The sequence below is a fragment of the Alteraquisediminimonas sediminicola genome (assembly GCF_019740335.1).
Lineage (GTDB): Bacteria > Pseudomonadota > Alphaproteobacteria > Sphingomonadales > Sphingomonadaceae > Alteraquisediminimonas > Alteraquisediminimonas sediminicola.
Window position 1 is genome coordinate 170,817 of record NZ_JAHXZS010000002.1, and the last position, 22,043, is coordinate 192,859.

Consider the following 22,043-nt stretch of genomic DNA (forward strand, 5'->3'; position numbering starts at 1 on the left):
TTGATGACATGGATCAAAGCGCACGGCGTCAATTTACCCCAAGAGACTGCGAAGCGTTCGCAAAAATATAATTGCGAACTATTATCAATAGCGCTATCAGCCAGCCCGAAACAGTGAATCAAGGTGGGGTACATGAAGAATAATTACATGCAGAATGCAGCAATGATTGCCATCGCGATGGCCGCAAGCGCCGCCACTTCGCCTGTGGCGGCCCAGATCGCCACGACTGCGACTGCGGCCTTGGCGGCGGACCGGTTGACGGATGACATCGTGGTGACGGCCACGAAACTCGACGCGCTTGAAATCGGCGGTTCAGTGCATGTCCTTGATGCGGTTGATATGTCCCGCTTTGCCTATAGCGACGTCAACCATCTGCTGCGTCAGATTCCGGGCGTCAATATTCAGGAAGAAGATGGCTTTGGCCTGCGCCCGAATATCGGCATTCGCGGGTCTGGCAGCGACCGCAGCGCGCGCGTCGCCGTCATGGAAGATGGCATTTTGATCGCACCTGCGCCCTATGCAGCACCCGCCGCTTATTATTTCCCGCATGTCGCACGCATGAGTGGCGTTGAGGTGTCAAAAGGACCCGCGACGATCAAATATGGTCCGATGACGGTTGGCGGCGCGATCAACCTCTCGTCAACGCCAATCCCGCAGGACACTTCGGGCTTTGCCGAATTGCTGGCCGGTTCCTTTGATGGACGGCGCGCCCATGGCTGGGCGGGCGGATGGACTGGGCTTGGCAGCGATTGGGAAATCGGCGCGCTCGCAGAAGGTCTGTACGAACATTCCGACGGCTTCAAACGCATCGATATCGGCGGCAACACGGGCTTTGAGGTCGAAGATTGGGTCCTCAAACTTGGCCTGCGCTCCACCGATGGCCGCCATGCTTTTGAGTTTAAATATCAGGATTACAGCGAAACCAGCAACGAGACCTATCTCGGGCTGACGCTGGCCGACTTTCAGGCCAGCCCATATCGACGGTATAATGCCAGTCAGGTCGACCGCATGCACGTCGAACATCAGACCTATCAATTGACCCATCGGTTTGAAGTGTCGCCCGCGTTCACGGTCACGACCATTGGCTATCGCAACGACACGGCGCGCGCTTGGTACAAGCTCAACGACATCCGCAACACCGCCAATACGGGCTGGGTCAGCATTGGCAGCGTGTTGGCGAACCCCACGACCAACGCCAACCAAATGGCCGAAATCATCGGGGCATCCGGTTTTACCGGGCTGGCATCCGGGGCGCTGCGGGTGCGTAACAACAACCGCGTCTACCAATCCACGGGCATTCAAAGTCTGGTGAGCGCAAAATTTGCGACGGGCGGCATCAAGCACGGCCTGGAGCTCTCGGCGCGTTATCATGAAGATGAAGAAGATCGCTTCCAGCAAGACGATCGCTATCAAATGGTCAATGGCCGGATGGTGCTGGTGACTGCCGGTGCGCCCGGCAGTCAGGACAATCGTCTCGGCGCGGCGCAGGCTTGGTCGTTCTTCATCCGCGACACCATCGAAGCCGGTGCATTCACCGTCGTGCCGGGGCTGCGTTATGAAACGATCGACCTCAAGCAAACCCGCTGGGCGACCAGTGATCCCACCCGCGCAGGGGCAACCACGATCGCGACATCCAAGGTCGATGTCTGGATTCCGGGCATTGCAGTGACATGGAAGGTGATGCCCGACATCCGTATCATCGCCGGTGCGCATCGCGGCTTCGCCAGCCCCGGCCCCGGCTCGACTGCAGATGCCGAAACGTCATGGAATTACGAGGCCGGGCTGAAAATGGGCGATGGCGCATGGTATGTGGAGGCGATTGGCTTTTACAATGACTATGCGAACCTTGTCGGCACCTGCAGCGCATCGACCGGTGGGGATTGCAACATCGGCGACCAGTTCAATGGCGGCAACGTGCGCGTCAAAGGCCTTGAGTTGACCGCAGGCAGGACGCTTGGCCGCATTGCAGACAATGGTTTCGAAGTGCCGGTATCGCTGAGCTACACCCTGAGCGATGCAAAGTTCCAGACCAGCTTCGTCAGCGGTTATGAAGCATGGGGAACCGTGACGGCGGGCGATCGCCTCCCCTATTTGCCGCGCCATCAATTATCGTTGAATAGCGGCATTTCCTTCACGGGCGCGCGCCTCTCCGCTGCATTGAATTGGGTCAGCGAGACACGGGCAAAAGCCGGTCGCGGCGCGATCGCCGCAGGTGAAAAGATCGACGATCATGTCACGGTCGATGTAGCGGCGGAAGTGGATGTCTTTGGCCCGATCTCGGTCTTTGGCACCATCCAGAACCTGTTCGATGCCGAATATAATGTCGCCTTTGCCCCGGCAGGGGCACGCCCGGGCGCACCACGGATCGTACAAGCAGGCCTGCGCGCACGGTTTTGATCGCCGCATGAGCCATTTGTCAAAAACGCCCTAGAAATAGATGGCGAACCGGTATCGGCGATACCGGTTCGCCATCTGACAGCGCGTGGCAAAGCTGAACGAAAGGCATCATTCCCGTTCAGTGAAGCGTCAGTCACCACGGCATATACACCGTATCAAGGGAGTCGCCCCATGCGACATCTTATACGGAGTTGACGGCTATGGCCGGTATCAAGTTCATGAAAACAAGCGCACTGGCGGCCCTTGCTACGGCGCTGGCGATCACCTCGGTGGCCTCGGCGCAAACGCGCCCGACCGATGGCAATGGCGAAAATGGCCGTGAACGCGGCAGTTGGTCGCGCGGCGGTGACGAAAGTCGCGGGAGCGGCCGCGAAACGCGCGGTGACGGCGAGGCACGCGGCGGCGGACGCGAACGCGGCCCCGGCTATGGCCGCGACTGGGACGGCGGCGGCACAGTGTCACGTCCGGCCCAGGCCAGCGGCGGCGCGACCCCGGCCATGCCGGATCGTGGCCGCGACGCATCACGCGATCACCGCCCCGTAGTGCGCGACAGCGGCACGCCAAGCGGCACATTCGGCATGGAGGGTAGCCGCAGCATATATAGCGAACAGCGCCGTTCGCCGGTGGTGGCACCCGATCGACGCGATGATCGCCGGGCCGATACCCGTGATGATAGACGGGATGGCTGGCGGGATGGGCGTCGCGATGGCGGCACGCGCTGGACCGGGGGCGAGCATCGTCGCTGGGAGGGCCGCGACTGGCGACGCGACCATCGCTACAATTGGAGCCATTATCGCAACACGCACCGCGATCATTACCGGGCCGGGCGCTATTATTCGCCTTACCGAAACTATAGCTACAGCCGGTTGAGCATCGGCATCTACCTTGGATCGGGCTTTTACGGGCGCAGCTACTGGATCAACGATCCATGGTCCTACCGCCTGCCCGATGCGTACGGCCCTTATCGCTGGGTACGTTATTATGACGATGTGCTGCTGGTCGATATCTATAGCGGCGAAGTGGTTGACGTGATCTACGACTTCTTCTGGTAAAAGGTCGCAAGATTATTCGCAAACAAGCTCCCGCATGCGTGCGGGGGCTTGTTTTTGCATCTAAATGGCGCGGTGCTGGAACACGCTGCGCATCATTGCCAGCGACGATCCGCCATGCGGTGATGCGATATGACCGATGATCGCAAGAAAAGACCTCATATATTAAGCAATACCGCCCACAAATCCGCTCGTTTCCCCTGCCCTCGGCATCGCCATCCGCATCGGCCCGCCACAGCCGCGCTGATTGCATTTGGCGCGCTGCTCTACCTGATAAAGCCAAAGCTGCGCGGCCCCTTTGCGCGCCAGCAACGTCTCGCCGGTCAGATAGCGAACATGGCCGCATGTACGGCAAGTGAGTTCCAGCCGATCGCCCGGCTCCAGATCCAGCACCTGCAAATTGGCCTTCCAATTCATTGAAAATCCTCGGCAGAAGGAATGCGCGTAAAACTGATCTTGCCCCCGACATTGCCGCCTTTCGGTGGCGCCCATATCCCCAGGTTCGTGACCGTGCGGCCGAACCGGGTGTTCAACGCGTCCATCGCGCTGCCGATCCGCTCCCATTTCTGGCGATCCGCATCATCATTGTGCAGCAGGTCAAGCTGCCGAGCCGTGGCGGGAGTCAGATCGCACAACGTCACGCCCACGCGCAACACGCGCACCTTGCGGCCCATCGTTGCCGTCATCATATCCCACATGATAGTGAGCGCGGACAGCACCGCCTGATCATCATTGACCTGCGGCAACGTCCGCATGTCCGACCAATCGTCATCATAAAATTTGAGCCAGAGCATCAGCCCGCGACAATAATAATCCGCCCGCCGCATCCGCCTTGCCGCCTTGATCAACAACAGCCGGGCAACCCCATAGGCATCATCGAGGTTGCGGGCCTCCGGCGGCAGCACGCGGGCATGGCCGAACATGGCCCGTTCGGATTGCGGGGATTCAATCGTGTATCCATGGAGCGCATACCACAGACGTTCGCCCGTGACATTGCGCCAGATCGCCCGCATCTGCTTGGGCGCAAGTTCCAGCAAATGGCCGGTCGTGCCGACGCGATGGCCCGCCAGCCGCTTGGCCATGCGCCGGCCGACGCCGGGAATGTCCTCCAGCGGCACTTTGAGCAGAGGGCCGGGCATCAGATGGGGATGCCAGATGGTCAGGCCATCCGGTTTTTGCGTGCCGCCCGCAATCTTGGCGAGGTGCCGATTGGCGGCAAAGCCGATGGAACAGGTGATCGTTGCCCCGATATTATAACGAATGGCGCGTTTGATCCGCATCGCAAGCTCTGCCGGGTCGCGACGCTGATTTTCATCCAGCGTGCACGCCAGCTCATCAATCGACTTCACCGTATCGATGGGAATGACAGAGGCAATCTCCGCCAGTAGCGCATTATGCGCCCGACGATAGAGGTCCGGCTTTTGCGGCACCAATATCAGGTCCCGACATATGCGGCGCGCCTCATCGACCATCATGATGTTCTTCACGCCATAGGCTTTGGCTTCCTTGCTGCACGCGATGATGCAGGTCCGCCCGCCCTCATAGGGGACGACGCCCACCGGACGCCCCCTTAAGCGAGGGTCGCGCTGCTGCTCGACGCTGGCGAAGAAGCCATCGAAATCGAGATATAGATGTTCAATGGTCGCGGGCTTGCGCATGGGTCTGCCGAATCGGGAATAAGACACTTAAAAGAACATAAAGAGAACAATTATGCAAGGCCGTGCGGCAATACCGACCTAAGTGCCAGTTCCCGACACCCAGTCATTCTCTTAGAAATCATGGCCTAGAAATCAGAGGAAAGAGGCTCGGAATGCGCATCGTGATTGCTGGCGAAATCGACTTCCCGCCCGCCAACCGGCAGGACGCGCTGGCCGGGGCAAAGCCCCTGATCGAAATGGCATTGGCGGAGCAAGGCTGCCGCCATTATGCGTGGACGCTCGACCCTTATGATGCGGGCCGGGTCCATGTGTTCGAAGATTGGGATAATGCCGCAGATTTGCAGGCACATCTCGATGGCGATGCCTATCTCCTGATGATCGCGCATTTGTCGTCGTTCACGATTCTGGCGGCGGACACGCGCAAATATCGCGTCGACCTGACCGAGCCTGTCTATGGGCCGGACGGCAAGCCAACGGCGACGTTCCTCACCGCCGCCTCGTAAAACGACGCCCAAAAACCTGTTGACGAATATCCGGCGCTGCCATATTTCAACATGGCGGGCCGGGCCCCTCTGGCGATCTTTTTTTAGGTCGTGATGTCGGACCGCATCGAGTATTCTCGATGCTGGTCAACGATATATTTTAAGCATCAGCATACTCGATTTACATCAATTGAGGAGCTGTATGTGACAAACGCCCATTCCCCCACCCCCCACCCCATCATGGCATGTCCCACCTGCCAAATCCCGCTGGTCATGAGCGAACGGCAGGGCGTGGAAATCGATTATTGCCCGCAATGCCGTGGCGTCTGGCTGGACCGTGGCGAGCTCGACAAGATCATCGAGCGCAGCGCGAAAGATGCGGCCCCTGCCGCACCCGCTGCCCCCGCTTTCACGCCCCAACAGCGCCCTGCGGACTATCGACCTGCGGATTATGGCCATTCGGACTATGGCCACCGGCCCCCGAAGCGCCGGAAATCCTTTCTGGAAGAATTGTTCGACTAAAGCCGGACAGGGACATGGCGCGCGGGATTGCAGATGTGCCCCCGCATTTGGCCCCCGCGCCATGTCCTCGCCCCCACACGCAATTCCTTTAAAAACGCGCGGCCTGCCGCCCGCACATCAGGGTAACCATGACTGATATTCTCGCCATTTTTGCCGACCCCGCCAATTGGGCCGCGATTGCCGCGCTCATCACGATGGAGGTCGTGCTGGGGATCGACAACCTCATTTTCATCTCGATCCTGACCAACAAGCTGCCCGAACAATATCGCGCTCGCGCACGGCAGATCGGGATTGGCCTCGCCCTTGGGCTGCGGCTTGTCTTGTTGAGCCTGATCGCGTTCATCGTCACCCTGACCGCGCCCTTGTTTGAGGCATTCAATCACGCCTTCTCATGGCGCGACCTGATCTTGATTGCCGGTGGCCTGTTCCTCGTCTGGAAGGCGACCACCGAAATCCATCACAATGTCGATGCCAATACCAATGACGATATCTTCGACAGCCCGAAAACGAGCCTGACCTTCGGCGCGGCGATTGCGCAGATCATCATGCTCGATCTCGTCTTTTCGATCGACTCGATCATTACCGCAGTCGGCATGACGGATCATGTGCCGATCATGTTCCTTGCCGTCATCGTCGCCGTGTCGGTGATGCTGACCGCAGCTGGACCATTGTCGCGCTTTATCGAGAAAAACCCGACGGTCGTGATGCTCGCGCTCGCCTTCTTGTTCATGATCGGCATGACCTTGATCGCGGAAGGCTTCGGCACCCATGTGCCAAAGGGCTATATCTATGCGGCGATGGCGTTTTCGGTGGCTGTCGAGGGGCTTAACATGCTGTCCCGGCGCGTCCGGCAGAAGCGGGAGGCGGCCTGATCGGGTCGCCCGCCCCTCCATCCGAAATCCAATTCATAATTATCAATATCCCGCCGATGCGGGGGAAGGACAACAGAGATGATTGATATGAAATTTCGCCCTATCGGCACGCTCGCGATGGGCCTTGCTGTGGCGATGATGGTCGCCCCTGCGGCAGACGCACGACGCGGCGGTGGTTTTGGCAGTCGCGGCGCGCGCACCTATTCCGCCCCCACCCCCACCCCGACCGCGCCCCAATATGTGCCGCCAGTCCAGCGTTCGATGTCGCCCAAGCAACAGGCGGCACCGGCGACGGGCCAAACCAGCCAATCGGCAAAAGCGCCAAGCCGATTTGGCGGGATTGGCGGCGGGTTGCTCGGCGGCCTGTTGGCAGGCGGGTTGATCGGCGCGTTACTCGGCAATGGCTTTGGCTCGATGCTGGGTAGCGGGTTTTTGATGACATTGTTGCAGGTGGCGATGTTCGGCGGCCTTGCCTTGCTCGCGCTCCGGTTGTTCCGGCGCAAGCCCAAGACGACACCCGCTTATGCCAATAATGTATCGATGTTCACGCCGCGCAACGAACAGCCCCAATCTCAGCCCCGCCCCATGACATCCCAATTTGGCGGCGGCGCAGCGGTCGCCGCGCAGGATATTCCGATCAACCAAAATGATCAGGCCGAATTCGAACGCCTGTTGGCCGATGTGCAAGATGCGTTCGGCAAGGAAGATTATGGCCGCTTACGCACCCTCACCACGCCGGAAGTGATGTCCTATCTGGCCGAAGAACTCAGCACCAACGCCACCAATGGCCTGCGTAACGACGTCAGCGCCACGCGCTTGCTACAGGCCGATGTATCGGAAGCATGGCGCGAAGGCCGCACGGATTATGCGACCATCGCCATGCGCTATGAAAGCATCGACGTGATGCGCCATCGCGATAGCAATCAGGTGGTGAAGGGCGATCCGACCCAGCCGACCGAAACGACCGAAATCTGGACCTTCACCCGCGAGGACCATGGCAATTGGCGATTGTCCGCCGTGCAAACGAGCTAAACAATATAGGGGCCGCTGACCAAGTTAGCGGCCCCTTTTTCTTGGCCCTCCACACAATCCTTGGCCAGCATCCGAAATTGCTTGAAGCCATCCAATCATTTTTATACAACGCTTGCACAATAAAAAAATCGAATGAAGGAGAGGCTCATCATGGAACAATCGCTTGCAGGTAAAATTGCCCTTGTTACGGGCGCAGGGCGTGGCATTGGCCGGGCTATTGCCCTTGCATATGGCAAGGCGGGCGCCAAAGTCGCGGTGATCTCGCGCACGCCTGCAACCGTTGAGGCGGTGGCGCAGGAAATTCGCGCTGCCGGCGGCGAGGCGATCGGCATCGCCTGCGATGTCGGCCAGCGCGATCAGGTCTTCGCAGCGGTGCAACAGACCGTCGATCGCTTTGGCGGGCTACACATCGTCGTGAACAACGCCCAAGGCTTTGGCACCGAGGCCGCGCCACAGCCCTCGACCGTGTTCGTCGCCTGCGAAGACACCAATGAGGATGAATGGGAATATACGTTCCGCACCGGCGCGACCGCATCCCTTTGGTTCATGAAGGCCGCCTTCCCGCATATGAAACAGGCGGGCTATGGCCGCATCATCAACTTCGCCTCCTCCTCCGGCCAGATCGGTTTCGAGGGCAACACCTGCTACAACACGACCAAGGAAGCGATCCGCGCCTTGTCGCGCACGGCGGCCCGCGAATGGGGCCAGCATGGGATCACCGTCAACATCATCAACCCGGCGCTTGAAACCCGCGCGTTCGACGCATGGAAAAGCGCGCGCCCCGATTTCGTCGAGGCGTTGAAGGAAAAAATCCCGGTGCGCCGCCTTGGCGATCCGGAACGGGATGCAGGGCCGCTCGCGGTGTTTATCGCGGGCGAAGGTGCCGGATATATGACCGGGCAGACATTCATGCTGGAAGGCGGGATGCACACCCTGCCTTGATCCACACCGGAAATAGTCGCTTTTTGGGGGAGGATAGACCGACCACATGCCATTGATTGTCGATCATGATGAACGACGCGCGTTGATCGCGAATGTCGTCAAGGAAATGATTGCCGAGACCGGAATGGAATCGGTGACAGTCCGCGCGGTGGCGCGTCGGGTGGGCTATAGCTCGACGATCCTCTCCCATTATTTCCGCGACAAGCAGCATCTGCTGATTGCCGCCTTCGCCTCCGTATTGAGCGAATCCCCGAAACGGGTGCAGGCCAAGATGGATGATGGCGGAAGCCTGCTCGATTGTCTGGAGCTGTTGCTGCCCAATAGCCCCGCCAATTTGCGCGATTGGCAGGCGTGGTTCGGTTTCTGGGGGACGGTGACCCATGATCCCGACCTCGCCGCCGAACGCCTTGCCGGGATCGAGGAAACGCAAAAGATGCTGGCACATATCCTGCAATACGCCATCGACCGGGGGGAATTGCCCGCCGATCTCCATATCCCGTCCCATGCCGAACGCATCCAGATATTCCTCAACGGTCTGGTCAGCATGGTCATCATGAAGCCCGCTGCATGGCCCCCAACCGCCCAGCGCGAGGCGCTGATCTGGCAGATCGGGCTGATGCGGCAACATCCTCAGGGATGACAAACAAAGCCACCAGAAAATTTATAAGGAAGGATGACCAATGACCCAAAAATACGCGATGTTTCAGGAAGCCTATTTCGTCACCAGCATCGACGACGCCGCGCGCAAATGGGCCAAGGCCTATGGGGCCGGGCCGTTCTTCATGGTCCGCCACCATCATTGCGAGGAATTCACCTATCGCGGCACCCAGCAAGAAGCGGATGTATCCTATGCATTCGGCTATCTTGGCGACCGGATGATCCAGTTCATCGAACAGCATGACGATAAGCCGTCAATCTATCGCGATATGTTCAAGCCCGGCGAAGAAGGTTTCCACCACATCGCCTATCTCGTCTCCGACTTTGCGGCGGAACGCCAGCGCTGGCTCGATCTGGGCTATGAACTGGCGACCGAACTTTATGCCGATGAGGTCAATGCAGCCTATTTCGACACCCGTTCACTCAATGGCGCATTCACCGAAATCCACGGCGATCCGGCGCATATTCTCGGCCTGTTCGCGATCTGGCAGCGGACTCATGATCAATGGGACGGTGTATCCTCGCCCATTATCGAGATCGAAGACATCACTTATTATCAGCGGGCGGCGTTATTGCCTCTCAAGTAAATGTGAATGAATGGCGGGCTTTGGCATCACAACCAAGCCCGCCACGCTTCACCTGTCGACAATCGCGCTGACGCGGTGGAAAAAGGGCTGATGCGGGGTCGGCCCACGCTGAATATCATGGAATGAACCGGCCCCCAATGTCGGCAACACGGCCTCGATCCCCATCACGCTTTCCAAGCTCCGCACATCGATATGAAGGTGGAGCTTGCCATCAAAATGGAAGGTGATCACCGCATCGAACGGGCAAACCTCCCGCAAAGCGCTGGTTAATTTGGCGAGTTCATCGGTAACGATGGATGAGCGTGTCTGGACTGGAAATGGTTCGACGCTGCTGGGCTGAATATTTTTGCTATTCATTGTCTCCCTCCCCTTATCGTTAATCATAGATGATCATAATTACCCGCAGATGAACAGCCTTTCCGACACATTATCTGCATTGCTCCGAATTTAAGATCGCCCCCTCCCGATTATTTGCGACGTTCGTCGATATAAGCATCTAACACCTCCACCTGTATCGCCTGCAAATGCAGGCCGAGCTTAGTGCGTCGCCAGAGAATATCTTCGGCGGTGGTCACCCATTCCTTGTCGATCAAATAATCGACTTCGCGCGCATACAGCCCTGCGCCAAAATCCCGACCGAGATCATCAACGCGCCGCGCATCGCCGATCACCTCGGCAAGGCATGTGCCATAGGCCCGCGCCATGCGGTGCAGTTGATCCCCATCCATGAACGGCCAATGCTGGCGGGCCTGTTCGAAAAAGGCCGCGAAATCCTGCATATCCCCCCCCGGCAACGGGCGATGACGCGTCTGTCGATCCTTGATGCCCAGCCTTGCCAAGGCGACCTCGGCCAGATGGCGGGCGGTGGTGATCTTGCCGCCGAATACGCTCAATAAAGGCGGCCCCGCAGTATCGAGGTCGAGATGATAATCACGGCTGACCGCGCTGGCCGACCCCGCACCATCGTCGAACAAGGCGCGAATGCCGGCATAGCTGGTGACAATTTGCGCGGGGGCAATCGGCGTGCGGCGATAGCGATTGATCGCGGCCAACAGATATTCCTCCTCCGCCGGGCTGATCTGGGCCTCATGCGGGCCATCGACTGGTTCATCGGTCGTGCCGATCAGGGTGAAAGCATTTAAATACGGAATGGCGAACACGATGCGGCCATCTGGTTGCTGGAATAGCCATGCATGATCGCCCGCAAAACAACGCGTCGTGATGATGTGACTACCGCGCACCAGCCGCAACCGGCTTGGCCCGCGCTGCCCAAAGCCGGACCGCAACACCAGCTCCACCCAAGGGCCAGCGGCATTGACGATCCGCCGCGCGGTAACGACTTGATCGCCCCCAGGTGCCTGCAGCGTCACCGTCCACACATCTTTCCCCCGCGTTGCGCTGACAAAGCGGGTACGGGTCTGGATCAATGCCCCGGCGTTCGCGGCATCCAGCGCGTTCAGCACGACCAACCGGGCATCATCGACTCGCGCATCCCAATAGCTGAACCCCCGGCGACCGGCATTCACCACCACCGGATCATCAAGCGCGATGCTGCGCGAACGCGGCAGATGGCCGCGCCACGCCAGCAGATCATAAAGCCACAGGCCGCTCCGCATCATCAGCCAAGGCCGCATCTGGGCATTATGGGGAATATGAAATTCAAGCGGCTGCACGAGATGCGGCGCGGTACGCAGCATGATCCCGCGTTCGGTCAGGGATTCATGCACCAGCCGGAATTCATATCGCTCCAGATAGCGCAGGCCACCGTGCATCAGCTTGGTAGAGGCGGAGGACGTCGCATGGGCAAGGTCGTCTTGTTCGACCAGCAACACTTTCAGGCCCGCCACCGCCGCCGCCCGTGCAATCGCCGTGCCATTGATCCCGCCGCCGATGATCAAAATGTCATAAATGACATGATCCATGTGGCCGATCCTCCTGCTTTGATACAAACAGCACCATGATTTTGTCTTATTTGCAAGGATAGTGATCAACCCATTGTCATTTCATCCGCCGACAGCCATGCTCATTGCAATTGCCGCTTAATATGATCGGCTGAAATTCGGCGTCAGGATCAGGCCCGCCGCCACCACAACGGCAATCGAATATTACGATCAGCCTTGCTCATTTAATTAATTTTATCGTCAAAATCATCGACGCTATCATCCGCGACTACCGCTACCATGAAATGGCATAAATCTGGTTTGGATAAGGAGAATGGCAATGAGCGACACCAATTCGCCACAGGGCAAATGCCCGGTGATGCACGGCGCGAACACCTCCACCGGCAAATCTGTCATGGACTGGTGGCCGAATGCGCTGAACCTCGACATCCTCCACCAGCATGACAACAAGACCAATCCATTGGGCAAGGACTTCAACTATCGCGAGGCATTGAAGTCGCTCGATATGGAAGCGCTCAAACAGGATTTGCGCGCGCTGATGACCGACAGCCAACCTTGGTGGCCCGCCGATTGGGGCCATTATGGCGGGCTGATGGTCCGCATGGCATGGCATGCGGCGGGGTCGTATCGCACCGCCGATGGCCGCGGCGGCGGCGGCACCGGCAACCAGCGCTTCGCCCCGTTGAATTCATGGCCGGATAATGTCAGCCTCGATAAGGCGCGGCGGCTGTTGTGGCCGATCAAGCGGAAATATGGCAACAAGATCAGCTGGGCCGATCTCATGATCCTTGCCGGCAACATGGCCTATGAAACCATGGGTCTCAAGCCCTTCGGCTTTGCCTTTGGCCGCGAGGACATCTGGCATCCCGAAATCGATATCTATTGGGGATCGGAACAGGAATGGCTAGGCAAGGACCGTTATGACGGCAAAGACAGCGCCGCATTGGAAAACCCGCTGGCCGCAGTGCAAATGGGCCTGATCTACGTCAATCCGGAAGGGGTCGATGGCAAGCCCGATCCCTTGCGGACGGCGCAGGATGTCCGCGAGACCTTCAAACGCATGGCGATGAACGACGAAGAGACCGTCGCCCTGACGGCGGGCGGCCATACCATCGGCAAATGCCATGGCAATGGTGATGCGAGCATGATCGGCCCCGCCCCGGAAGGCGCGGATGTCGCGGAACAGGGCATGGGCTGGCACAATCCGACCGGCACCGGCAAGGGACGCGATGCCGTCACCAGCGGGCTTGAAGGGGCATGGACCACCTATCCGACCCGGTTCGACAATGGCTATTTCGACATGCTGTTCAACCATGAATGGGAACAGAAATTCAGCCCTGCGGGCGCGCATCAATGGGAACCGGTCAACATCAAGGAAGAAGACAGGCCGGTCGATGTCGAAGACCCGTCAATCCGCCGCAATCCGATGATGACCGATGCCGATATGGCGATGATCAAAGACCCCGCCTATCGCAAAATTTCCGAACGCTTCCACCAAGACCCGGCCTATTTCCGGGAGGTCTTCGCCCGCGCATGGTTCAAGCTGACGCACCGCGACATGGGGCCAAAGGCGCGTTACATCGGCCCGGATGTCCCGCAGGAAGATCTGATCTGGCAAGACCCGATCCCCGCTGGCCCGACCGATTATGATATGGATGCGGTGAAAGCCCGTATCGCCGCCAGCAGCCTCAGCACTGCCGAGATGGTCGCGACCGCATGGGACAGCGCACGCACCTATCGCGGGTCCGATATGCGCGGCGGCGCGAATGGTGCACGCATCCGCCTTGCCCCGCAGAAAGATTGGGCAGGCAATGAACCTGCGCGTCTGGCGAAGGTGCTGGCCGTACTCGAACCCATTGCCATGGAGAGCGGTGCCAGCATCGCCGATGTCATCGTACTTGCGGGCAATGTCGGGATCGAACAGGCGGCCAAGGCAGCGGGCGTTATGGTCAAAATCCCCTTCAAACCGGGACGCGGCGATGCGTCTGATGCCCAGACCGACGCCGATTCCTTCGCGGTGCTGGAACCGCTCCACGATGGCTATCGCAACTGGCTCAAACAGGATTATGCGGTGCGCCCGGAAGAGCTGATGCTGGACCGCACCCAGCTCATGGGCCTGACCGCACCGGAAATGACCCTATTGGTCGGCGGCCTGCGCGTGTTGGGGGCCAATTATGGTGGCGCAAAACATGGCGTGTTCACCCAGCGCGAGGGTCTGTTGACCAATGATTTCTTCGTCAACCTGACCGACATGGGGAATATTTGGCATCCCATCGGCGGCGATCTCTATGAAATCCGTGACCGGGCGACGGGCGAGGTCAAATGGACGGCGACGCGGCTTGATCTGGTCTTTGGATCAAACTCGATCCTGCGCGCTTATGCCGAAGTCTATGCCCAAGACGATCATCGCGACACCTTCGTCCATGATTTCGTCAAGGCATGGACTAAAGTGATGAACGCCGACCGGTTCGACTGAAACTAGCATCGGCAATTCCCGACCATATGCGCCGATGACAGCGCATATGGCCGGGGCAATTTAGTTCAGGGCTTGGCCGCCGCCTTGCCCTTTGATTGGCGCAGTCTATCGGCCTCGCCGCGCAGATACTGGCGTATCCCATCCAGCTTCACCTGATCGAATTCCTCGAACCGGGGCATGCCGTTCGGGACAAGCACGCCTTCATGCACGACGGACTCAAACGATGCCTGATCGGTCGGGATCATCGATGCGCGCAAATCAGGCGCATGGCCTGCCGCCACCGCGTTGATGCCATGGCAGACCGCACAATGGATCGCATAGGACACCGCCCCCTTGGCCGCGAGCGCGGCATTGGGCACATAGCTCGCATCTTCGCTCGCCACGGGCACAAAGGGTTCCGATTTCGGCAGCACGGCCTTGCCATCAAGGGCGAAGGTCAGCACCCGGCGCGCCTGTGTGCGATAGTCGATGCTCACCGGCAACAACGGCCCAAAGGCCGCGCCGCTGGTGCCCATGCCCGTCAGCACCGTGACATATTGACGCCCCTTGACGGCAAAGCTGATCGGCGGGGCGGTGACCGGGGCCTGCGCGGCATAAGACCACAACAGCTTGCCGCTATCGGCAGCATACGCATTGAACTTGCCATCGATCCGGCCTTGGAACACGAGATCGCCACCCGTCGCCATCACGCCGCCATTCCAAGGCCCCGGCGTCGGGACTTTCCATGCCTGTTTCTGCGTCACCGGATTCCACGCGATCAACGAACTGGTCGCATTCAGCGGCCCCGCTTCCTTGACCTCGAAATTCGGGATAGTCGCGCCATCGACCGCCGCGCCCGGCGCGCGCACCCAATTTTCGCGCGTGATGCCCTTGTCATTATAGCTGGTCGCCATTTCGATCGCCGGGATATAGACCAGACCCTGTTTCGGGCTGAACGCCATCGGCAGCCATGTATGCGCGCCAACCGGGCCGGGCCACATCACAAAGGTGGAGCCATTCGGATAGCGCGATTCCGGCACTTCAATCGGGCGACCAGTGGCAATGTCGATGCCCTTGGCCCATGTCACCTTCACAAATGGCTCTGCCGAGATCAACTTGCCGTTGGTGCGGTCGATGACATAGAAAAAGCCGTTCTTCGGCGCGGTCATCAGGACCTGGCGCTTTTTCCCGGCGATCTTCAGATCGGCCAGCGCGATATCCATCGACGCATTATAATCCCAGCTTTCGCCCGGATTGGTCTGATAATGCCATTTATATGTGCCGGTCTTGGCATCCAGCCCGACAATCGACGACAGGAACAGATTATCGCCCTGCCCCTTACTGCGAATCTTGTGATTCCACGGCGCGCCATTGCCGACGCCGAGGATCATCGTGTCGGTCGTCGGGTCATAGGTCATGGCATTCCAGACCGTGCCACCGCCGCCATAACGCCACCAATCGCCTGCCCAAGTCTTGGCGGCCATCTTCTGCGCATCATCTTCAAAACCCTTGGCGGGATCGCCCGGCACGGTGTAAAAACGCCACAATTGCTTGCCGGTGGCCGTATCATAGGCCGTGACATAGCCGCGGATATTATCGACATCCGCACCGCCAAAGCCAATGATGACCTTGCCATTGAACACGCGCGGCGGGCCGCTGATGAAGCTCAGATCATCCTTGGGCAGGGTCTGCGCCGTCCATACCGGCTTGCCGGTCTTGGCATCCAATGCCAGCAAGCGGCCATCATGGGTGCCGACGAAAATCCGCCCCGCCTCATAGGCAAGGCCGCGAATGCCCCAGCCCTGACGTAATTTCCTGCCTGCGGCGGCGGGCGCTTCCGGATCATAGGTCCACAATATTTTTCCCGACACGGCATCAATCGCGCGCACCACGCTATAGCCGGTCGCGATATACAACACGCCATCGACCGCCAACGGGGCCGAAATCGCATTGCCCAAGGGCAGATCAAGCGACCATGCCAGCCCCAGTTGACCGACATTATCCTTGGAAATTTCGGTCAACGGGCTGAAATGCTGCTCGCCAAAGGTGCGGCCAAAGCCGGTCCAGTCATTGGGCGAGGAGGATGCGCCGACATCGTCATCCGCTTTGAGATAGGGGATCGCCACCACAAGACCGGCCACACCGGCAGCCACCAGCGCCACCACGCCCCATTTCGACCGCCCGCGCCCCGCCGCCTGCGGTTCTGCTTGTGAAGATGTCGTCATATCTCATCCACCCCGAATTTTATACTGAAGCGGACTTATAGAGTGTTTGGATGCGATGGCGATTAGACATTGTATCAGGCGATTGAGCCCCATTCCCGCACCTGCCATCTTGCCAGCTTGCCCCTGCCCGGACAGCATTTAGGGTGCACGCATCGACCGGGCCGCACATCCCGGCATTAGGCATGATATGCGAGAGGAATACGGGCGATGACAGCAGAACGCGCACTCGGAAAATCGGGGCTAAAAGCACCGCCGATGATGCTGGGCGGCAATGTCTTCGGCTGGACAGCCGACCGTGATGCAACCTTTGCCGTGCTTGATGCCTATGTCGCGGGTGGTGGCCGACTGATCGACACCGCCGATATGTATTCCTCCTGGATTCCGGGCCTCAAAGGCGGGGAATCGGAAACGCTGATCGGCGAATGGATCGCCGCGCGCAAAAGCCGCGACAGGCTGATGATCGCCACCAAGGTCGGTCGCGCGGCGGGTGAACTCGGCGGCCTGTCCCGCCATGCAATCATCAACGGGATAGAAGGCTCGCTGCGCAGGCTCCAGACCGATTATGTCGATGTCTATTTCGCCCATCTCGACGATGCCGACACCCCGCTTCAGGAAACGGTCGAAGTCTTTGGTGAACTGGTCAAGGCCGGCAAGGTCCGCGCGTTGGGCGCATCCCATTACACCGCCGCCCGCCTGAATGAGGCGCGCGCGATCACCGACGCTGCCGGCATTGCCCGTTACGATCTGTTGCAGCCGCTCTATAATCTGATGTCGCGCCCGGCGTTCGAGGGCGAGTTGCAGGATTATTGCGTCGCCAACGACATTGCGGTGACACCATTCTGGGCGCTGGCCAGCGGCTTTTTAACCGGCAAATACCGTAGCGAAGCCGATTTGGCAGGCCATGCCCGCGCCGAAGAAGTCCGTCCCTATCTCACCCCCTTGGGGATGCGCGTCTTGTCCGCGCTCGATCAGGTGGCGGCGGACACCGGCACCAATTGCGCGCAGGTCGCGCTCGCCTGGATCAACAGCCGCCCGTCAATCCTCGCCCCCGTCGCGAGCGCCACCAATGTCAAACAAGTCGAAGACCTGCTCGCCGCGATGCACCTGCAACTGAACCCGACGCAGATCGCCCTATTGGATGCGGCAAGCGACCAATAGGGCTGACGGCCAACAGCGCAGATCCCGCTCAGCTATCCCAAAGCAGCGGGATCGTGTTGCAGCCCCCTACGGTGCCGCCCTTCATCGTCACCGGCTTATCAGGATCAAGCCGGAATTCCGGCATCCGCCCGAGCCATTCGCGCAGGAAGATGATGATTTCCGACCGCGCCAGCCCTGCGCCGACGCAGCGGTGCGGGCCTGCGCCCATTGTCGTGTGGCGGGCCGCGTTCAGCCCCCGGTCGAAGCGCACTTCTTCCGGCGCATCGAAGCTGTGCGGATCGAGATTGTGGAGCACGCTCGGCAGGAAAACGATCTCGCCTTCCTTCATCGTCACCCCATCCAGCTCGACATCGGTGACGAGATTGCGGCTGACCGATACGGTCGGGTAGCGCCGCATGAATTCATCCGCTGCGCCCGGGATCAGATCGGGCTGTTCGCGCAACAGGCGCTGGTGTTCGGGATGGCGGGCAAGGTGCAGCGCGATCATGCCGAGCATCGCCGCCACCGTATCCAGCCCGCCGAACAACAAATTACGGGTCAGGCGCTTGGCCTCGTCCACCGTCCATGGGCGACCATCAATCGGGACCGACAAAATGCGGCTGAACAGATCCTCACCCGGATTTTCGAGCCGCTGCTGCAAAAATGGCCAGAGATAATCATCGACCGCCTGCGCCAGTTGTTCGACCGTCATTGTGCCATCGGGCCGGGTCAATTGCTTGCCGAATTCGCGCAGCATCGGGCGGTCCGACAAGGGGACATCGATCAGCGACAGGAAGATGTTGACCGGCATCACCTCGGCAAATTCGGTGGCGAAATCGCAAGAACCGCGCCCGATCAGCTCATCGATCAACTCGGTCGCGACGGCCTTGACCTGAGGTTCCAGCGCCACGACAAAGCGCGAGGCAAAGCCCTTCATCACCGCATTGCGAAACGGATTATGCGCGGGCGGATCGAGTTGCAGCGGGATGAAGCGCAAGGCATCGCCCTGCCCCGGCGTGACCGACAGCACCTCGGACGACAGCCGCGCGGCATCGCCCCAAAGATTGCGGACATGTTCGCCCCCAACGGCGATCCAATGCCCCCCGTTGCGCGGGGTCCAGACCAGCCCCGGCCCGCCGTCTTTTTGCAGCGCCTGCCACGCGGTGGCATAATCCTGCTCCACCCCGGGCGGGTTATAGATGTCGAAATCGACAACGCGATCGGCAGGAACGTGCGCAGGACGAGCAACGGCTTCGGTCATTCGGGGTGGCCTTTCAGAACCTGATAAAAGGCGCTCTGGCGGCACCTGATGCCGGATAGGACGACATCAGGATCAGCATGGCAAGCTGATGAAAAAGACAGCCGCCCCGGATGCAGGTGAAGATCGGGCGGGGGTCAGGCGAAAAGCGCGCGCAAGCACCCGCGCCGCGCGTAAAAATGGAGAAAAACCATGGCACTGATCAGCGCCGCAAAAAAGCACCAGACCGACGCAAACCACATGGTGTAAATAACATAGGCCGTGATCATGGAGATGCAGAGCGTGATGCCGAGCATGCGCAATGTCCACAGACTGGACAGCAAGGGGGCAAGGCAGGTGGCCATCGCATAAAAGGTGAAAACGAGGTGCTTATGCGGGTGCGGCAAATGATATTTGATGTGCAACGCCTTGATCGTCGCCCCGACCGGATGGGAGATAATCGCGACCAGATAGAACAGGCCCACCGCGAGGCCCACCATTATTGTCCAGGCGATGCGCCTGCGATGCTGCGCCGATGGTTCGATCATCCAAACTGCCAGCGGCACAAAGACGGGCCATAGCACGTTGGAAAATAGCAAATAGGCCACCGCCAATATATGGGCTGTGGGATATTGCGCGGACAGGCCTAGCCACACCCCGCCCTCGATCAATTGCTGTACCCCGAAAATCACGGGGATCGCCGCATAGGGCAGTTCGTTCATATGCCGGGCGCGGCGCACGGTCATCGCCCCAATCGCCAGCAGCGCAATTCCGACACTGAAACTGGCCGTTGGGGAAAAGCAGATAATCTTCACTCCCGAACGAAGGGATCACACCGAATACGTACAAGTATCCGGTGTGATCTAGAGCTATCGTTATTTGACCGAATACACCAGCAACACATTGCCGGGCATCTTGCCCGCAAATCCATAGCCCGAACCCATGATCAACAGGCCATTATAGGCAATCGGCGCAATGCCGCCGCCCATCGACCCGCCATGGGCCGCGACATTATTGACGGTCGGATAGGTCTTGCCGGTATCGTCTTCCCAGATGTTCTGGCCATTGGCTGCATCGAAAATTCGCAGATAGCCATCATTGCTGCCCGCCAGCACCAATTCCGGCGTGATGGTGATCGCACCGGAATAACCGGGGTGACAGAATTTGCGATCACCGCACACATTCGCGGAAGGCGACTGCCAAACATAGGCACCCGTCGCGACATCCAGCGCAAACAGGCCGGGATGCGCCGGCAACGCATGTTCACGACCATCCGGCACATCGCTCACCGGCACAAAGGCCACGCCGTCATGTGCCGCCAGACCGAAGTGAATGCCGCCGACAACGCCGCCACGACCGATCTGATGTTGCCACACGAGCTTGCCCGTTGCCGCATCAAGACCATAAGCAATGCCCGATTTTTGCCCGGTCACGACATAATCGCGGCCATCCTTGCCGGTTGCCAGCAATGCGCCCGCGCCGAAATCATAATCGGGGCCTTCTTCTTCCGGACAATTGGCCTTGTCCTTCTCTTCGCAAGAGCCATTCCACGCATCGCCGCCCATCGCCTGATAGGACCAGTTGATCCGCCCGGTCGCCACATCCATCGCGATGATCGCATCGCCATTGGCGGTCACGGGTGACGAATAATTGCCGCCGGTGGTGAAATAGATCTGGTTGCGCTTCACATCGACCGCCGGGCTATTCCATACGGGCGCGCCGGAGGGGCCAAATCGCTCGGTCCCGGCGGTCGTGATGCCGCGCTGCTGCGATGGGTCCACCAGATAGGTTTGCCATTTGACCTTGCCGTTACGCGGATCAAGGCCGAGAATGGAGCCTCGGAACGTGCAGCACGGATAGGCCGGGTTCATCGCCGCCGCTTCCTCCAGCGAGGATACCGGCACGAACAATGTATCGCCATAAAGGGTCGGCGCACCAGTCAGCGTGGCGCTCGAATGCTCATCGGCGGGAACGCGCCAGACTTGCTTGCCCGTGAATGCATCCACCGCATAGACATCGCCGGTCAGGTCGCCAAAATAGGCCAAGGGCGCGGCCTTTGCATCGCCTGCGGCCCATGGCGCAACGATGATCGCCGTCCGCACTTCAGAGGCGGCGGAGAAGGTCCAGCGCGCACAGCCGGTTTCCAGATCGAGCGCATACACCGTGCCATCATGGCTGCCGACAAATAACGCACCGCCCGCAATGGCGGGCTGGGAACGCGCGCGCAGGGCATTGGGGAAACCAAACGCCCATTTCAGCTTGAGACGCGACGCATTGGCGCGGTCGATACCGGCGACAGATGTCGGGATCATATGGCTATTCGCCCGATCCAATCCCCAGCCGGTAAAGGCGGGCGGCTGCGACCGATCGAATTGCGCGGCGGTGCCGCTGCACATGACCGGCTTGGCCGCCGCAGTGCTGCCAAGTTTGCGGCTGGTCAGATATTCGGCAACCGCCTTTTTATCATCATCGCTCAACGCCGCCGCCTGCTCCTGCATCACGCCTTTCGTGAGCGCGCGATAGATGGATTCCGGTGCGGTTTGTTCAAGAATGAAGCGTTGTGGCGCGCGGTTCACCCCGGTCTGGTGGCAGGCGATGCACAGGCCATTATAGACATTTTCGCCCTTGGCCCTTGTCGCCTCGCTGATATTGCCATTGGCATCGCGATAGGCGTCGGCAGAGGCATCGCCACTAGTGGGCGCAGCAACGGCAGCCAATGCCATACTGGCCGAAATCCCGAATAGAAATAGACTTATACTTCTAATACCGAGGGTCGCCATATGATATCTGCTCCTATAATTTATATTTTTTGCGCGTGTTCTTATCTGCACATATCAACAACGACGGATAGCGCCCGCCCAAACCCCCACCAGACGCCCCATCAGGCGCA

The 22,043-nt window shown here is 59.5% G+C and carries 19 protein-coding genes; 11 read left to right on the forward strand and 8 right to left on the reverse strand.

What is annotated here, in order from left to right:
- Positions 1-132: 132 nt before the first annotated feature.
- A complete protein-coding gene (locus K6117_RS06860) occupies positions 133-2,397 on the forward strand; it encodes a TonB-dependent receptor family protein (RefSeq protein WP_221793265.1) in 2,265 nt (754 codons plus the stop codon).
- A 200-nt stretch (positions 2,398-2,597) separates the two neighbouring features.
- Positions 2,598-3,449, forward strand: a complete 852-nt coding sequence (locus tag K6117_RS06865) for an RcnB family protein (RefSeq protein WP_221793267.1) — start codon at positions 2,598-2,600, stop codon at positions 3,447-3,449.
- Positions 3,450-3,611: 162 nt separating this feature from the next.
- On the opposite strand, the gene K6117_RS06870 is transcribed toward K6117_RS06865, so the two are convergent.
- Positions 3,612-3,863 carry a hypothetical protein gene (locus K6117_RS06870; RefSeq protein WP_221793269.1) on the reverse strand — a complete coding sequence of 84 codons (252 nt, stop codon included), beginning with the start codon at positions 3,861-3,863 and terminating at the stop codon, positions 3,612-3,614.
- Complete coding sequence (locus tag K6117_RS06875; RefSeq protein ID WP_221793271.1) at positions 3,860-5,104, reverse strand: Y-family DNA polymerase; 1,245 nt, start codon at positions 5,102-5,104, stop codon at positions 3,860-3,862. Before K6117_RS06875 ends, K6117_RS06870 begins: the two co-directional genes overlap by 4 nt.
- Positions 5,105-5,256: 152 nt before the next feature.
- On the opposite strand from K6117_RS06875, the gene K6117_RS06880 reads away from it, so the two are divergent.
- From K6117_RS06880 to K6117_RS06910, 7 genes are all read left to right on the forward strand, one after another.
- Positions 5,257-5,607: a putative quinol monooxygenase gene (locus K6117_RS06880; protein ID WP_221793273.1), complete on the forward strand. Its 351-nt coding sequence runs from the start codon at positions 5,257-5,259 to the stop codon at positions 5,605-5,607.
- 252 nt (positions 5,608-5,859) lie between these two features.
- Entirely contained in the window at positions 5,860-6,108 is a 249-nt protein-coding gene (locus K6117_RS06885) for a TFIIB-type zinc ribbon-containing protein (protein ID WP_246604920.1), read from the forward strand.
- A gap of 128 nt (positions 6,109-6,236) precedes the next feature.
- Positions 6,237-6,980, forward strand: coding sequence for a TerC family protein (locus K6117_RS06890; RefSeq protein WP_221793275.1), 744 nt, complete (start codon positions 6,237-6,239; stop codon positions 6,978-6,980).
- Positions 6,981-7,058: 78 nt separating this feature from the next.
- Positions 7,059-8,012 (forward strand): Tim44 domain-containing protein, encoded by a 954-nt coding sequence (locus K6117_RS06895; protein ID WP_221793277.1) that lies wholly within the window; start codon positions 7,059-7,061, stop codon positions 8,010-8,012.
- A 150-nt stretch (positions 8,013-8,162) separates the two neighbouring features.
- Positions 8,163-8,954 (forward strand): SDR family NAD(P)-dependent oxidoreductase, encoded by a 792-nt coding sequence (locus tag K6117_RS06900; RefSeq protein ID WP_221793279.1) that lies wholly within the window; start codon positions 8,163-8,165, stop codon positions 8,952-8,954.
- A 46-nt stretch (positions 8,955-9,000) separates the two neighbouring features.
- The gene (locus tag K6117_RS06905; RefSeq protein ID WP_221793281.1) at positions 9,001-9,594 is read left to right on the forward strand and encodes a TetR/AcrR family transcriptional regulator; all 594 of its coding nucleotides are present in this window, start codon (positions 9,001-9,003) and stop codon (positions 9,592-9,594) included.
- Between the two features lie 40 nt (positions 9,595-9,634).
- Entirely contained in the window at positions 9,635-10,198 is a 564-nt protein-coding gene (locus K6117_RS06910) for a VOC family protein (RefSeq protein ID WP_246604921.1), read from the forward strand.
- Positions 10,199-10,246: 48 nt separating this feature from the next.
- Here the strand turns inward: K6117_RS06910 and K6117_RS06915 are convergent, their stop codons facing one another.
- Together K6117_RS06915 and glpD are read right to left on the reverse strand one after the other, a co-directional pair.
- Entirely contained in the window at positions 10,247-10,555 is a 309-nt protein-coding gene (locus K6117_RS06915; RefSeq protein WP_221793282.1) for a hypothetical protein, read from the reverse strand.
- A 110-nt stretch (positions 10,556-10,665) separates the two neighbouring features.
- Positions 10,666-12,120: a glycerol-3-phosphate dehydrogenase gene (gene glpD / locus K6117_RS06920; protein WP_221793284.1), complete on the reverse strand. Its 1,455-nt coding sequence runs from the start codon at positions 12,118-12,120 to the stop codon at positions 10,666-10,668.
- Positions 12,121-12,412: 292 nt separating this feature from the next.
- Between glpD and katG the strand changes: the two genes are divergently transcribed.
- Positions 12,413-14,575 carry a catalase/peroxidase HPI gene (gene katG / locus K6117_RS06925; RefSeq protein ID WP_221793286.1) on the forward strand — a complete coding sequence of 721 codons (2,163 nt, stop codon included), beginning with the start codon at positions 12,413-12,415 and terminating at the stop codon, positions 14,573-14,575.
- 65 nt (positions 14,576-14,640) lie between these two features.
- Here katG and K6117_RS06930 read toward each other — a convergent pair whose 3' ends face one another.
- Positions 14,641-16,779, reverse strand: coding sequence for a PQQ-dependent dehydrogenase, methanol/ethanol family (locus K6117_RS06930; protein ID WP_221793288.1), 2,139 nt, complete (start codon positions 16,777-16,779; stop codon positions 14,641-14,643).
- A 207-nt stretch (positions 16,780-16,986) separates the two neighbouring features.
- Here K6117_RS06930 and K6117_RS06935 point away from each other — a divergent pair, with 207 nt between their 5' ends.
- The gene (locus K6117_RS06935; protein WP_221793290.1) at positions 16,987-17,937 is read left to right on the forward strand and encodes an aldo/keto reductase; all 951 of its coding nucleotides are present in this window, start codon (positions 16,987-16,989) and stop codon (positions 17,935-17,937) included.
- 28 nt (positions 17,938-17,965) lie between these two features.
- On the opposite strand, the gene K6117_RS06940 is transcribed toward K6117_RS06935, so the two are convergent.
- The 3 genes from K6117_RS06940 to K6117_RS06950 all read right to left on the reverse strand — a co-directional run bounded on the left by K6117_RS06940 (position 17,966) and on the right by K6117_RS06950 (position 21,876).
- Complete coding sequence (locus tag K6117_RS06940; RefSeq protein WP_221793293.1) at positions 17,966-19,177, reverse strand: cytochrome P450; 1,212 nt, start codon at positions 19,175-19,177, stop codon at positions 17,966-17,968.
- Between the two features lie 134 nt (positions 19,178-19,311).
- Positions 19,312-19,968, reverse strand: a complete 657-nt coding sequence (locus K6117_RS06945; RefSeq protein ID WP_221793295.1) for a DUF6629 family protein — start codon at positions 19,966-19,968, stop codon at positions 19,312-19,314.
- A 60-nt stretch (positions 19,969-20,028) separates the two neighbouring features.
- A complete protein-coding gene (locus tag K6117_RS06950) occupies positions 20,029-21,876 on the reverse strand; it encodes an outer membrane protein assembly factor BamB family protein (protein WP_221793297.1) in 1,848 nt (615 codons plus the stop codon).
- Between the last annotated feature and the right edge of the window lie 167 nt (positions 21,877-22,043).